This window comes from Sphingomonas sp. 2R-10 (genome assembly GCF_030062225.1).
Classification (GTDB): domain Bacteria; phylum Pseudomonadota; class Alphaproteobacteria; order Sphingomonadales; family Sphingomonadaceae; genus Sphingomonas.
Window position 1 is genome coordinate 129,647 of record NZ_JASCXF010000001.1, and the last position, 13,221, is coordinate 142,867.

Here is a 13,221-nt window from a genome sequence, read left to right on the forward strand (position 1 = left end):
AGACGCGAAGAAGAGTTGGATTTCGCGCAAAGGCGCAAAGGACGCAAAGAGGTTGCGTCCGCGGGGAAAGCTCCGCCGCGCCAGCGGCCTTCTCTTCGCTGCAACCGCAGTAACGGTCTGCCGGAGGCAGCCGGTGTCCCATAACGCAACCCCTCTGCGTCCTTCGCCCCTTTGCGCGAAAATATTCCTTCTTGTCTCCGCGCCTTCGCGCCTTCGCGCCTTCGCGCCTTCGCGTGAACCCCTCTCTTCCAACCCCAATCTTGCCGCCCTCCCCCCGCGGCCCTAAAGGCCGGCGATGGACCATATTTCCGATCGCCGCACCTTCGCGATCATTTCCCACCCCGACGCCGGCAAGACCACGCTGACCGAAAAGCTGCTGCTGTTCGGCGGTGCGATCCATCTGGCGGGTGAGGTCAAGGCACGCGGACAGGCGCGGCGCGCGCGGTCGGACTGGATGAAGATCGAGCAGCAGCGCGGGATTTCGGTCACGTCGTCGGTGATGACGTTCGAACGGAACGGCCTCACCTTCAACCTGCTCGACACGCCGGGCCACGAGGACTTTTCCGAGGACACATACCGCACGCTGACCGCCGTCGATTCGGCGGTGATGGTGATCGACGCCGCCAAGGGCATCGAGCCGCAGACGCGCAAGCTGTTCGAAGTGTGCCGGTTGCGCAGCGTGCCGATCATCACCTTCGTCAACAAGGTCGATCGCGAAGGCCGCGACCCGTTCGAGTTGCTCGACGAGGTCGCCGACATGCTGCAACTCGACGTGTGCCCGATGACGTGGCCGGCGGGCATGGGCGGGCAGTTCGAGGGGATTTACGATCTGGTCGACAACCGGCTGTTGCAGCCCGAGGCCGGGACCAAGGATTTTCAGGGCAAGGTCGAGCAGTTCACGGGCCTTGACGACGAACGGATCGACAGCGTGCTGTCGGCGGAGGGCGCCGAGCGGTTGCGCGAAGAGGCCGAACTGGCGACTGGCGGCTATGCCAGCTTCGACGGCGCGGCGTACCGCGCAGGCGACCTGACCCCGGTCTATTTCGGGTCGGCGCTGAAGGAGTTCGGTGTCGATTCGCTGATCGATGCCATCGCGCGCCACGCCCCCCCGCCCCGCGCGCAGCCCGCCGAACCGGCCGCCGTCGAGCCGACCGACGATCGCGTGACCGGCTTCGTGTTCAAGGTGCAGGCGAACATGGACCCCAACCACCGCGACCGGATCGCGTTCATGCGGCTGTGTTCGGGGGTGTTCAAACGCGGCATGAAGCTGACCCCGTCGGGGCACGGCAAGCCGATCGCGATCCATTCGCCGATCCTGTTCTTCGCGCGCGAACGCGAGCTGGCGGATGAGGCCTATCCAGGCGACATCATCGGGATTCCCAACCACGGGACGCTGCGAGTGGGCGATACGCTGTCCGAGCGGGCCGATGTGCGCTTCACCGGGCTGCCCAACTTCGCGCCCGAAATCCTGCGCCGCGTGGTGCTGAAGGACCCGACCAAGACCAAGCAGTTGCGCAAAGCGCTGGACGACATGGCCGAGGAAGGGGTGACGCAGGTCTTCTATCCCGACATCGGGTCGAACTGGGTCATCGGCGTGGTCGGGCAGTTGCAGCTCGAAGTGCTGCTGAGCCGGCTGGAGGTGGAATACAAGGTCGCGGCGGGGCTGGAAATGGCGCCGTTCGAGACGGCGCGATGGGTGTCGGCGGCCGATCCGGCGGACCTGAAGGCGTTTACCGACCTGCATCGCAGCGCGATGGCGAAGGATCGCGACGGGAATCCGGTGTTTCTGGCCAAGAGCGCGTGGGAGGTAGGGTATATCGCCGACCGCTATGCGAAGGTGACGTTCGCGGCGACGCGGGAGCGGTAGGCGCCCCGACGTCACCCCGGCGGAGGCTGGGGTCTCTTGCGGCTCTTGTCCTGCCCCGAACCGGGAGAACCCAGCCTATGCCGGGGTGACGTTCGTGGCCGGGACCCAGTGGGTCACGCCACCCAGTCGCGCTCCAGCCTGCGACTGGCGAGGGCCATCAGCGCACCGGCGACCAGATACAGGCACAGTGCCACCGCGATGGCGTAGCGCAGCGATTCGCTGCCATAGGCCGGGGCCAGGCCCTTCGACAGCTGTCCGACGACCCAGCTGCCCAGACCCAGCCCGATCAGGTTGTTGATGAGCAGGAAGCAGGCTGACGCCGTGGCGCGCATATGCGCCGGGACGAGGTGCTGGACGGCTGTCAGCACCGGACCGAGCCAGACATAGACCAGCGCCTGCGGGATCACGAACAGCGCGAAGGCGGCCACCCAGCCGCCCGACAGCACCCCGGCGATGAACAATGGCGTGCCCAGCACATAGCAGAGCGCGGGCAGCAGCGCGTACCAGCGCTTGTCGCGCGCACCCAGCCGGTCGCCCAGCGATCCGCCGAGCAGGATGCCCGCGACCCCGCCGGTCAGCAGCAGCGCGCCGAAGAACTGTCCGGTCTGGATCAGGTCGAGGCCGAAGCTGCGCATCATCAGGCTGGGCAGCCAGAAGCCGACGCCGTAACCGCACATCGACCCCGCCGCCGCGCCGAAGGCGAGCAGCCAGAAGCCGGGCTTGCGCGCGAGAATGCCGAAGACGCGGCCTACCGGAATGCGATCGGCGGTGGCGGGCGGGTGCGGCGGGTCCTTCACCAGCAGGCGGAAGAACGGCGCGATGACGATCCCCGTCAGCCCGACGGTGTAGAAGGCGGTGCGCCACTCCACCGCCTGCGCGATATAGCCGCCGAGCAGCACGCCGCCCGCCGCGCCCAGCGGAATGCCCAGCGAATAGATCGCCAGCGCGCGGGCGCGGCGTTCGGGGGGGAAGGTGTCGGCGATCAGCGCATAGGACGGGGCGACGCCGCCCGCCTCCCCCACGCCGACGCCGAGGCGGAACAGGAACATCTGCGTGAAATTCTGCGCCAGCCCGCACAGCGCGGTGAACGCGCTCCACACGCCGAGGCTGATGGTGATGACCCAGGTGCGGCTGGTGCGGTCGGCGATCAGCGCCAGCGGGATCGCCAGCGTCGAATACAGCGCGGCGAAGGCGAGACCGCCCAGCATCCCCATCTGTCCGTCGTCGAGGCCGAGGTCGCGCTGCACCGGCTGGGCAAGGATCGACAGGATCTGCCGGTCGAGGAAGTTGAAGCTGTAGACCAGCAGCAACATGGCGAGGGTGAGGCGGGGGTTCTTCATGTTGGCCTTATAAATCCTCCCCGCTCCGCGGGGAGGGGGACCATGCGTAGCTGGTGGCGGGGTGTCGCCCCACACGCAACCGTTGTGGAGGTGGACGGCCCCCTCCACCACCGCCTTCGGCCGCGGTCCCCCTCCCCGCGCAACGGGGAGGAGCTTCGGCTCAGAACTTCACCTCGAACGTCGCGGTCGCGGTGCGCGGCGGGCCGTAATAGCCGATGATCGAGTTGCCGAAGAGCGCGCCGGGGAAGTTGTAGCCGCCGACCCGGTAGCGCTGGTCAGTCAGGTTGCGCAGCGCCACCCCCAGCCGGTAGCGGCCATTGCCCGAAATCCAGTTGGCCGAGGCGTTGACCAGCGCATAGCCGTCCTGATCGAGTGCGGGCGTCGGGATTTCGAACAGCGAATAGTCGCTGCGCAGCGTGACTTCGGGCGTCACCGACAGCGCGCCGCCGGCAAGATCGGTCGAGGCGGTGAACGACGCGGCGGCGGTGAATTCCGGCGTGTTCTGGAACACGCGCTGGTTCGCGACGTCGACCGGCGTGGTGCCGCCGCCGATGAACGTCAGGAATTCCTTGTAATCGGCATTGGTGTAGCCGAACGACACCTGCGCGGAGAGATTGCGCGACGGGACCACCCGCCCCTCGATCTCCAGCCCGTAAATGTCCGCCTTGCCCGCATTGTCGACGAAGCTGGCGATGCCGCCGGCGACGTTGGGCACCTGGATCGTGACCTGCTGGTCGGTGTAGCGCGAATAATATCCGGCCATGTTCAGGAACAGCGTCCGGTCGAGGAACGCGCCCTTCATCCCCACTTCGTAGCTGGTGATCTTTTCGGGGTCGTAGCCGTTCACGGTCGTCGGCGTGAACACCGCGTCGCCGCGCATGTCGAATCCGCCCGATTTGAACCCCCGCCCCCATGACGCATACAGGTTCAGGTCCTGCCGCGGTTCGTAGGCGATCGACAGGCGCGGGGTGAACTGGTCGAAGCTGCGGTCGTTGGTGTAGTTGGTGCGGATCAGGCCGGGCACGGCGGCGGCATTGCCGAATTGCGGCGACCGGATGCCGGTATAGTTGCGGCGGAAGACGGTGCCGGTCTTGTCGTCCCTGGTATAGCGCAGGCCCGCCGACACCTTCAGCCGGTCGGTCACGTCGACGCTGACGTCGCCGAACGCGGCATAGCTTTTCGTCCTTACCGCGCCCGATGTCAGCGTGGTGGTGTTGGCGAGGCCGAGCACCGTGTCGAACGCGCCCGATGCGTCGGCATCGAGGTAGTAGAGGCCGACGACGCCCTGCACCCGTTCGCCCTGGACCAGCAGCTGCAATTCCTGCGTGAACTGCCAGTCGTCATATTCGGCGGGCACGTCCAGCGTCGGCAGGACGGTGTTGTCGAAATCGATGACGGTGTTGGTAGCGCCTTCGCGATACGCGCTGATCGACTTGAAGGTCAGCAGGTCGGACAACTGGAACTCGCCGGTCAGCGACAGCCCCTGCGCCACCACCCGGTTGCGGTCGCCGACCCCGGCGCGGGTATCGTAGACGTTGCCGGTCGGGGCATAGCGCGCATCGGTGCCGTTGGGCAGCAGCCGGGTGCCGTGGCGCGGGTTCGACCGGTCGAGCGTGCGGTCGCCGGCGACGCGTACGAAGATGCGATCGGTCGGGGTCCATTCGGCCGAGACGCGCGCGGCCAGCACATCCTTGTCATACTGGTCGGCACCGGTAGTCAGGTTGGTGCCGTAACCGTCGCGCTTGTAGCGGGCGATCGCGCCGCCGATCGCGAAGGTATCACCGATCGGCACGGTCACCTGTCCCACCAGATCGAACTGGTTGTACGCACCATAGGATGCACGGGCGGTGGCGGCATAGTCGTGGCCCAGCCGCTTCGTGACGTATTTGATCGCGCCGCCGATGGTGTTGCGGCCGTACAGCGTACCCTGCGGCCCGCGCAGCACCTCCACCCGTTCCACGTCGAAGATGTCGAGCACCGCGCCCTGAGGCCGGGCGACATAGACGTCGTCGAGATACAGGCCGACACCGGGTTCGAAGCCCCAGAGCGGGTCCTGCTGCCCGACGCCGCGGCTGAAGGCGATCAGGGTGGAGTTCGATCCGCGCGCGATCTGCAGCGTCAGGTTCGGGGTCTTGTCCTGCAGCGCGGTGATATCGACCGCCCCGGTGCGGGTCAGCTGGTCGCCGGTCACCACCGACATCGCGATCGGCACGTCGATGACGCTTTCGGCACGACGCCGCGCGGTGACGACGATGTCGCCATCGCCCTGATCCGCGACGGCCGATGCCGTTTCGGCCGGTGTTTCCGGCGGGGTTTCGGTGGTTTGCGCCAGCGCGGGCGATGCGACGAGCGCCGCCCCGATCAGCAGGCTGGCGCGGATTGCGAACGTGCGGTGCATCGACCTCTCCCTGATGTGGACGCCACCCGTTGGCCGGGTTGTACGTCGTTGCGCTTCGCTATACTGAAAGCTGAACCGGGTTTCAACTTGATCCGGAGCGAGGGAGAGAAAATCGATGGGCACCGACGCTGCCGGGGCGGACCTGCCCCACGACAAGGTGCCGCGGACCGAACGTGGCCGCCGGACGCAGCGCGCGATCCTCGACGCCGCCGCGATCGAGTTCGGCGAAAAGGGGTTCCACGAGGGATCGATCAGCGGGATCACGCGGCGCGCCGGCGTGGCGCTGGGCAGTTTCTACACCTATTTCGATTCGAAGGACGCGGTGTTCCGGGCACTGGTCGCCGACATGTCGGCGCAGGTGCGCGACCATGTCGCCCCGGCGATCGCGCAGGCCGACGGGCGGATCGCGGCGGAGCGTGCCGGGCTGCTCGAGTTCATCCGCTTCGTACGGACGCACAAGGAAATCTACCGCATCATCGACGAGGCCGAGTTCGTCGATCCGGCGAGCTTCCGGCGGCATTATTCGACGACGGCGGATCGCATCGCGGCGCGGTTGCGTGGCACGACCGACGATCCCCGCGCGGAGGTCCACGCCTGGGCGATCATGGGAATGAACGTGTTCCTCGGCCTGCGCTACGGCGTATGGGACGAGGACCGCACGCCCGAGGAGGTGGCGGACCTGATCGCCACGCTGCTGGCGCGGGGGATCGGCTGACCCCCCGCCCCTATTTCTTCAGCAGGTCGGCCAGACCGCCCAGCGCCGCCATCGGTCCCGCCTCTTCCTCCTTCAGCACCCCCGCGGCGCGCAGCGCGGCCTCCGCATGGGGGCTGCGGGGATAGGGGTCGAGCGCCAGCGCGAGCGTTTCGGCCGCCGCCTCGCCGAGATCGATCGATGCCCCGGCGTAGAACATCGTGTCCATCGCATCGTCGTCGAGCTCCAGCTCGCTGCTGTCGACACTGCCTTCGGGCAGGAAGCGCAGGGTGAAGGGTTCGTCGACCGATTCGGGCACCGGTTCGCCGCTGGCGACGCAGGGTTGCGCGACCCTTGCCTGCAAGCGCCCGGTCGCGAAGATTCCGCCGGCATCGCGGCGCAGGCTGTAGTCGGCGGTCAGCACATCGAGTTCGAGCAGGCCGAACCGGCCCGCCAGCCGGCGACGTTCGTCGGCATCGGCAGCGATCCGCTGTCGCAGTTCGCCCTCGCCGATCTGGTCGATGCGGACGGGACGGTGGAATTCGGGGTTCATGGCAGCTTTCCGGATAGAAGATCGTCGACCGATACCGGGGCCAGCGCGGCACGGAACGTGCGAAGTTCAGTGGCGACATGGGTGAGCGCCGCCGGATCGGGCTCGACCCCGCGATACAGGTTGCGCACCAGCGCGGCGTCGAGCGTGCCGTCGGCAAGGCCGTCGCGATACGCCCCCAGCCGCCCGCCAAGCGCCGCCATCATCCGCCCGATATGCTTGCCGACGACCATGTCGCCGAACCCGATCTGCCGCAGCTGTCCGTCCATGTCGTCGACGAAGCATTCGCCCAGCGACGCGGCGGGCGCGGCGCCGGCCCCCTCGCCTTCCAGTCGCAGCATCACCATCGCCAGCACCGCGGCGATCATGTCGAACCGTCCGTCGAGCGTGTCGGGCACGCCGCCGGCCAGATACCAGTGCGGCATCCGGCCACGGGTGACGACGGCGTCGTACAGGGTGGCGGCGACGCGCGGCGGCGGTTCGCGGCGGAACAGGCGGGGCAGACGCATGACTCTCCGGACAGGCAAAGGGCGCGCTTGTGGATAACGCGGGTCCGTCATATTGAACGCGTGGCCGCGCGATGCAATCGCGCGACCCGGTCGCGCGTTCGCTGGACGGAGATTTTATGGTTCGCTTCCCCACCCGTGGCGCAGTGGCGCTGATGATCGCCTGTGCCGCGGCGGGCCTGGGAGGCTGCACGAAGCTGCGCAGCCATCAGGGCTATGTCATCGATCCCGATCTGGTCAACGCGGTGCAGCCGGGCGTCGACACCCGCCAGTCGGTGTTACAGACGCTGGGCACGCCGACCTTCGTCGGGCAGTTTTCCGACCGCGAGTGGTTCTATTTGTCGCGCGACAGCCGCAATCTGGCGTTCAATCGCCCGCGTGCCGCCGATCAGACGACGCTGAAGATCAGTTTCGACCAGGCGGGCAACGTGACCGCGATCGACCGTACCGGCGTCGACCAGGTCGTCGGCATCAGCCCGTGGGACAAGAAGACGCCGACGCTGGGCCGCGAATCGAACTTCTTCCGCGACCTGTTCGGCAATATCGGCACGGTCGGCGCGCCGGGTACCGGCGGACCGGCGCAGAACCGGTAGGGGCATCCGGCGCGACCGGCGCCGGTCTTTACCCAAGTCGCGCTCGCGCAGGCGGGCGGCCATCAGGCGCAGCGCCTGCCGCTCGAATCCGGGCGGCGGCGTTTGCGGATTTCCGCCGTCTCGGGAATGGCCTCCACCCTTTCAGAAACCTGACAACCGCATTCGCGCATCGTTCAGCGCGACCCGGGCAAACCTGTTCGCATCACGAGGACAGGAGCAATCCCCATGCGAAAGATCATTCTGGCCGCGCTGGCGGCAACGGTCGCCCTTCCCGGCGTTGCCGCGCCGGCCATGGCGCAGTCGGCGCGCGAACTGCGCCGCGACCGGCAGGACATTCGCGAGGAGCGCCGCGAATATCGCCAGGCGCTGCGCCATGGCGACCGCCGCGACATTCGCGACGAACGGCGCGACCTGAACCGCGCACGCCGCGAATATCGCGAGGACCTGCGCGACCGAGCATGGGGCCGCAACGACTGGCGCGCCTATCGGCAGGGGCACCGCAACCTGTATGCCCGCGGCGGCTGGAACGCGCCGTTCCGCTATCAGAGCTTCCGGCCGGGAATCGCGATCGGGCGTCCCTATTACGCACAGCGTTACTGGATCGCCGATCCGGGCCGCTATCGCCTGCCCCCGGCGCGCGGCAACCAGCGCTGGGTGCGGCATTACAACGACGTGCTGCTGATCGATCAGCGGCGCGGCCGGGTGATCGACGTGATCCGCAACTTCTTCTGGTAAGCCCGCGGTTCGGCCGCGCCGTCGATACGCTCGGCGCGGCCGGTGCGCGGGGCACCAGTCCCGAAAGGGGATTTAGGACCGTTTTCGCCAACGTCCCGAATCACCGGCGGTTCAATCGCCCTGCACAAATAATCCGCCGTCCGTCCCCCGCCCCGCCGCGAACGCCCTTGCCGGCGTATACGAATGCCGCCTAGATCGCGGTGGGGCAGGGCAACGGGGGCTGGGGCATGGATGCGTCCATCCCGTGGATTGACGGCATCGCGCGCGAAACCATGTTGTTCGCGGCGGTCGGGTTCCTGATCGGCGGTCTGGACGACCTGGCGATCGACATCGCCTATCTGCTGCGCACGATCCGCCGCTGGTGGCACGGCCGGACCGCGCCAACGCTGGCCGATTTTCCGGTCGACGGCTGTACCGGGCGGCTGGCGGTGCTGGTTCCGGCATGGGACGAATCGGCAGTGATCGGCGCGATGCTGCGCACGACGCTGGCGCGGTTCGATCATCCCGACTGGCGGCTCTATGTCGGCGCCTATCCCAACGACCCGGCGACCATCGCCGCGATCTTCGCCGTCGCGACCGGGGACGACCGCGTCCGGCTGGCGCTGACGCCGCGTCCCGGCCCGACGACCAAGGCCGACTGTCTCAATACGCTCTGGAGCGCGGCATCGGCCGATGGCGGGCGCGAGGGGCGGCCGTTCACCGGTTTCGTGCTGCACGATGCCGAGGATGTCGTGCATCCGGGGGAGCTGCGCGTGTACGACCATATGCTGGCACGCGCCGATACGGTGCAGCTGCCGGTGCTGCCGCTTGCCGATGCGGGATCGCGCTGGGTATCGGGCCATTACATCGACGAGTTCGCCGAGGCGCATGGCCGGCAGTTGCCGGTGCGCGGGGCGCTGGGCGCCGAACTGCCGCTGGCGGGGGTGGGGTGCGCGATCGCGGGGGCGATGCTGGCGCGGATCGCCGCGCGGCGCGGCGGATTGCCGTTCGACGAAACCAGCCTGACCGAGGATTACGAACTGGGGCTGACGGTCCGCGCGCTGGGCGGCCGCGGGCTGTTCGTCCGTGCGCTGGAAACCCCAGGCGGGCCGCCGGTCGCGGTGCGCGCCTATTTCCCCGCGACGCTCGATACCGCCGTCCGGCAGAAGGCGCGGTGGATGACCGGCATCGCACTGGCCGGGTGGGACCGGATCGGCTGGCAGGCGGGCGGGGGGTGGCGCGACCACTGGATGCGGATGCGCGACCGGCGGGCGATCCTGGCGATCCCGGTGCTGGCGATCGCCTATGTCGCGCTGGTCGCGTGGGGCTTGGCGCTGGTGATCCATGCGTGGCGCGGCAGCAGCGCCGTGCCGGTCGATCCCGCGTTGCAGCTGGTGCTGGCGATCAACCTGTGCCTGCTGGTGTGGCGGATCGCGATGCGATGGACGCTGGTGCGCCGCACCTATGGCCGGGACGAGGCGTGGCGTTCGATCCCGCGGATGCTGGTCGGCAACCTCGTGGCGCTGCTGGCGGCGCGGCGGGCGGTGGTGCGCTATGCCGGAACCCTGCGCGGGCGGCCGGTGCGGTGGGACAAGACCGCGCACCACTTTCCCGACCTCGGCGACCTGTCGGGGGCATGAGTCCGGCACGCGGACGCCCGCTGCGCTTCCTCGCGCTGGTCACGGTGGGATGGGTGGGGATGCGGGTGACGCTGCTCTGGCCCGAGGGCGTGCCGCCGGAGCATCGGGTGCGGCTGGCATTGCCGGAGGTGGCGCCGGTCGCTGCCGTCGCGCCGGTTCGGCTGCCGGCACCGGCAGCGTGGCGGCCCGTATCGGTCGCGGCGATGGCGGGCCGGCGAACCGTGCCGACCATGCCGGCGGCGCACCGGCTATCCCCGGATCGGGTGCGACCGGTCGAGCCCGCACGGGTGCAGCTCGCCCTGCTGGCACTGGCCGGTTTCGGATCGGCCGAGCCGCTGCACCCGATCCTGCCGCCACCGATCCGGTTGCGGCCGGGTGGCGAGCGGCGGATGACGGTCAGCCTGTGGGCGCTCGCCCGGCCGGGCAGCGCGACCGGCGGCCCGGTGCAGCTGGGCGGTGGGCAGGCGGGGGTGCGCGTACGGATGCCGGTCGACGCGGATGGCCGCGCGGCGGTGGCGGCACGCCTCGCGACGCCGCTGGCCGGGCCGGGACGCGAGGCGGCACTGGGGATCGAATGGCGACCGGTCGCGGCATCGGTGGCAGTGGTGGTGGAGCGCCGGGTGGCACTCGATCGCGGGCAGGGCGGCACCGGGCTGGGCCTGATCGCCGGGGTCGATCGCATGCTGCCGGGGCGGCTGGGCGTCGAAGCCTATGGCCAGGCGGGCGCGGTGGCGCGCGACGGGATCGAACCCTATGCCGATGGCGCGGCGCGGGTGCTGCGTCCGGTGGCGACGATCGGCGGCAGCGCGCTGAAGCTGGGCATCGGCAGCTGGGGAGGGGCCCAGCGTGGCGCGATGCGGGTCGATATCGGTCCGTCGCTGGTCGCGGCGATTCCGGTCGGGCGCAGCGCGATGCGGCTGTCGGTCGACTGGCGACAGCGCATCGCGGGCAATGCCGCGCCGGGATCGGGACCGGCCCTGACGCTGGGCAGCGATTTTTGAGCGATAGTTCGAAAACGCGCGAGAGGGCGCGTTTTGCGGCGGCGGCGAGAAATGCCTACCGACGCATTTCAGGATACCGCCGGCTGGCACGGCACGGCCGAACGCGGTAACCGGGAACGCCATGGACCTGTACCTTCCCATCGCCAACCTGTCGGTCAACGCGCTGGTCATCGTGCTGCTGGGCGGCGGGGTGGGGTTCCTGTCGGGCATGTTCGGGGTGGGCGGCGGATTCCTGACCACGCCGCTGCTGATCTTCTATGGCATCCCGCCGACCGTCGCCGCCGCGTCGGCCGCCAGCCAGGTGACCGGCGCCAGCGTGTCGGGGGTGTTCGCGCACCTGCGCCGCGACGGCGTCGATTTCCGCATGGGGTGGGTGCTGGTGGCCGGCGGGGTGCTGGGATCGATCGCCGGCGCCGGCATCTTCCGCCTGCTGCAATCGAGCGGGCAGATCGATACCGTCATCGCCATCCTCTATGTCGTGATGCTGGGGTCGATCGGCGGATTGATGCTGAAGGAGGCGATCGGCGCGGTCCGGGTGTTGCGCGGTGCGATCCCGCCGCGGGCGGCACGGCGACGGCACCATCCGCTGGTCGCCGCGCTGCCGCTGCGCTGGCGCTTCTACGCGTCGGGCCTCTACATCTCGCCGCTGGCACCGCTGCTGCTGGGGTTCGCGACCGGCATCCTGACCGTGCTGCTGGGGGTCGGTGGCGGGTTCATCCTCGTGCCGGCGATGCTGTACCTGCTGGGCATGGGGACGCGGGTGGTGGTCGGCACCTCGCTGTTCCAGATCCTGTTCGTGACCGCCGCGGCGACGATGGTCCATGCGCTGACGACCAAGGCGGTCGATATCGTGCTGGCGGTGCTGCTGCTGATCGGGTCGGTGACGGGGGCGCAGATCGGCGCGCGCTTCGCCCAGCGCGCCAAGCCCGAATATCTCCGCCTCGCGCTGGCGATCATCGTGCTGGCGGTGGCGTTTCGCATGGCGCTGGGCCTCGGGTGGCGGCCCGACGACATCTATACGGTGCAGCCGGCATGAGGCGCGCGCTGCTGCTGGCCGTGCTGGCGCCGCTGACCATGGGGGCGGCCGCGCCGGTGCTGGTGCCCGACGTGTCGACCCGCGACGTTCAGATCGCCTATTCGTTCACCGGGGCCGAGCTGCTGCTGTTCGGCGCGATCCTCTATCCCGGCGGGCGCGTGCCGCAGGGCGACCGGCCGGCGGAGATCGTGGTGGTGGTCAAGGGCCCGCCCGAATCGATCGTGGTGCGCGAGAAGGAGAAGGTCGCCGGAATCTGGATCAACGCCGACCGCATCAGCTATCGCTCCGCCCCGTCCTTCTACGCCATCGCCTCCTCGCGGCCGATCGGGCGGATCGTCGACGAGCGGACCCGGGCGATCTATGAACTGGGGCTCGACAGCCTGCAGCTGTCCCCGGCGGCGGGCACGTCGGCACAGGATCAGGCGCGGTTCGCCCAAGGCTTTGTCGGCCTGCGCGAGCGCGCCGGGCTGTACCGCGAGACGCCGGGCGCGGTCGAGATCACCGACGACGTGTTGTACCGCGCGGCGATCACGATTCCGGCGCGCGTGCCGGTGGGGAAGTTCACCGCGGAAACCTTCCTGATCCGCGACGGGCGGGTGCTGGCGGCCGCGGTGCGCGAGATCGACATCCGCAAATCGGGGTTCGAGCGGTTCGTGGCGATCGCCGCGAACCAGGCGTCGCTGTGGTACGGGCTGGCGGCGGTGGCGCTGTCGGTCGGGTTCGGCTGGGCAGCCGGGGCATTGTGGCGGCGGTTCTGATCGAAACCCGGCAAGATACGGTAACGTCAGCAAAAAACTGTTTTCTCGAATCCAAAGGTCACAAAGGTCACACTCGCACGCACTTTGTCACGGTGCGTGCGGGACGTGATGGCGGCGGCGATGGCAA

12 protein-coding genes are annotated in these 13,221 nt (G+C 69.0%); 8 read left to right on the forward strand and 4 right to left on the reverse strand.

Translation table 11 applies throughout. The features are described 5' to 3' along the window. Positions 1-295: 295 nt before the first annotated feature. A complete protein-coding gene (locus QLH51_RS00555) occupies positions 296-1,867 on the forward strand; it encodes a peptide chain release factor 3 (RefSeq protein WP_125654863.1) in 1,572 nt (523 codons plus the stop codon). Between the two features lie 113 nt (positions 1,868-1,980). Here the strand turns inward: QLH51_RS00555 and QLH51_RS00560 are convergent, their stop codons facing one another. Together QLH51_RS00560 and QLH51_RS00565 are read right to left on the reverse strand one after the other, a co-directional pair. Further along, a complete protein-coding gene (locus QLH51_RS00560; protein ID WP_206428823.1) occupies positions 1,981-3,207 on the reverse strand; it encodes a spinster family MFS transporter in 1,227 nt (408 codons plus the stop codon). Positions 3,208-3,367: 160 nt separating this feature from the next. Then, positions 3,368-5,605, reverse strand: coding sequence for a TonB-dependent receptor (locus QLH51_RS00565; RefSeq protein WP_125654861.1), 2,238 nt, complete (start codon positions 5,603-5,605; stop codon positions 3,368-3,370). 115 nt (positions 5,606-5,720) lie between these two features. Between QLH51_RS00565 and QLH51_RS00570 the strand changes: the two genes are divergently transcribed. Next, positions 5,721-6,320 (forward strand): TetR/AcrR family transcriptional regulator, encoded by a 600-nt coding sequence (locus QLH51_RS00570; RefSeq protein WP_125654859.1) that lies wholly within the window; start codon positions 5,721-5,723, stop codon positions 6,318-6,320. Between the two features lie 10 nt (positions 6,321-6,330). Here QLH51_RS00570 and QLH51_RS00575 read toward each other — a convergent pair whose 3' ends face one another. Both QLH51_RS00575 and QLH51_RS00580 read right to left on the reverse strand, forming a co-directional pair. Beyond that, positions 6,331-6,849, reverse strand: a complete 519-nt coding sequence (locus QLH51_RS00575) for a YceD family protein (RefSeq protein ID WP_125654857.1) — start codon at positions 6,847-6,849, stop codon at positions 6,331-6,333. After that, positions 6,846-7,355, reverse strand: coding sequence for a ubiquinol-cytochrome C chaperone family protein (locus QLH51_RS00580; RefSeq protein WP_125654855.1), 510 nt, complete (start codon positions 7,353-7,355; stop codon positions 6,846-6,848). The genes QLH51_RS00575 and QLH51_RS00580 overlap by 4 nt, the downstream gene beginning before the upstream one ends. A gap of 116 nt (positions 7,356-7,471) precedes the next feature. Between QLH51_RS00580 and QLH51_RS00585 the strand changes: the two genes are divergently transcribed. From QLH51_RS00585 to QLH51_RS00610, 6 genes are all read left to right on the forward strand, one after another. Further along, positions 7,472-7,945 carry an outer membrane protein assembly factor BamE gene (locus QLH51_RS00585; protein ID WP_206428822.1) on the forward strand — a complete coding sequence of 158 codons (474 nt, stop codon included), beginning with the start codon at positions 7,472-7,474 and terminating at the stop codon, positions 7,943-7,945. A 225-nt stretch (positions 7,946-8,170) separates the two neighbouring features. Beyond that, positions 8,171-8,680 (forward strand): RcnB family protein, encoded by a 510-nt coding sequence (locus tag QLH51_RS00590; RefSeq protein WP_125654852.1) that lies wholly within the window; start codon positions 8,171-8,173, stop codon positions 8,678-8,680. A gap of 227 nt (positions 8,681-8,907) precedes the next feature. Beyond that, positions 8,908-10,299, forward strand: a complete 1,392-nt coding sequence (locus tag QLH51_RS00595; protein ID WP_125654850.1) for a glycosyl transferase family protein — start codon at positions 8,908-8,910, stop codon at positions 10,297-10,299. Further along, on the forward strand, positions 10,296-11,300 hold the full coding sequence (locus QLH51_RS00600) for a hypothetical protein (protein ID WP_206428821.1): 1,005 nt from the start codon (positions 10,296-10,298) through the stop codon (positions 11,298-11,300). The genes QLH51_RS00595 and QLH51_RS00600 overlap by 4 nt, the downstream gene beginning before the upstream one ends. A 121-nt stretch (positions 11,301-11,421) precedes the next feature. Further along, positions 11,422-12,336 carry a sulfite exporter TauE/SafE family protein gene (locus QLH51_RS00605; RefSeq protein ID WP_125654848.1) on the forward strand — a complete coding sequence of 305 codons (915 nt, stop codon included), beginning with the start codon at positions 11,422-11,424 and terminating at the stop codon, positions 12,334-12,336. Beyond that, positions 12,333-13,094: a TIGR02186 family protein gene (locus QLH51_RS00610; protein ID WP_125654846.1), complete on the forward strand. Its 762-nt coding sequence runs from the start codon at positions 12,333-12,335 to the stop codon at positions 13,092-13,094. The genes QLH51_RS00605 and QLH51_RS00610 overlap by 4 nt, the downstream gene beginning before the upstream one ends. Positions 13,095-13,221: the final 127 nt, after the last annotated feature.

Bases quoted from the DNA above. Each gene is read 5' to 3' on its own strand.
- QLH51_RS00555 (WP_125654863.1), top strand. From the start codon at position 296: ATGGACCATATTTCCGATCGCCGCACCTTCGCGATCATTTCCCACCCC.
- QLH51_RS00560 (WP_206428823.1), bottom strand. From the start codon at position 3,207: ATGAAGAACCCCCGCCTCACCCTCGCCATGTTGCTGCTGGTCTACAGC.
- QLH51_RS00565 (WP_125654861.1), bottom strand. From the start codon at position 5,605: ATGCACCGCACGTTCGCAATCCGCGCCAGCCTGCTGATCGGGGCGGCG.
- QLH51_RS00570 (WP_125654859.1), top strand. From the start codon at position 5,721: ATGGGCACCGACGCTGCCGGGGCGGACCTGCCCCACGACAAGGTGCCG.
- QLH51_RS00575 (WP_125654857.1), bottom strand. From the start codon at position 6,849: ATGAACCCCGAATTCCACCGTCCCGTCCGCATCGACCAGATCGGCGAG.
- QLH51_RS00580 (WP_125654855.1), bottom strand. From the start codon at position 7,355: ATGCGTCTGCCCCGCCTGTTCCGCCGCGAACCGCCGCCGCGCGTCGCC.
- QLH51_RS00585 (WP_206428822.1), top strand. From the start codon at position 7,472: ATGGTTCGCTTCCCCACCCGTGGCGCAGTGGCGCTGATGATCGCCTGT.
- QLH51_RS00590 (WP_125654852.1), top strand. From the start codon at position 8,171: ATGCGAAAGATCATTCTGGCCGCGCTGGCGGCAACGGTCGCCCTTCCC.
- QLH51_RS00595 (WP_125654850.1), top strand. From the start codon at position 8,908: ATGGATGCGTCCATCCCGTGGATTGACGGCATCGCGCGCGAAACCATG.
- QLH51_RS00600 (WP_206428821.1), top strand. From the start codon at position 10,296: ATGAGTCCGGCACGCGGACGCCCGCTGCGCTTCCTCGCGCTGGTCACG.
- QLH51_RS00605 (WP_125654848.1), top strand. From the start codon at position 11,422: ATGGACCTGTACCTTCCCATCGCCAACCTGTCGGTCAACGCGCTGGTC.
- QLH51_RS00610 (WP_125654846.1), top strand. From the start codon at position 12,333: ATGAGGCGCGCGCTGCTGCTGGCCGTGCTGGCGCCGCTGACCATGGGG.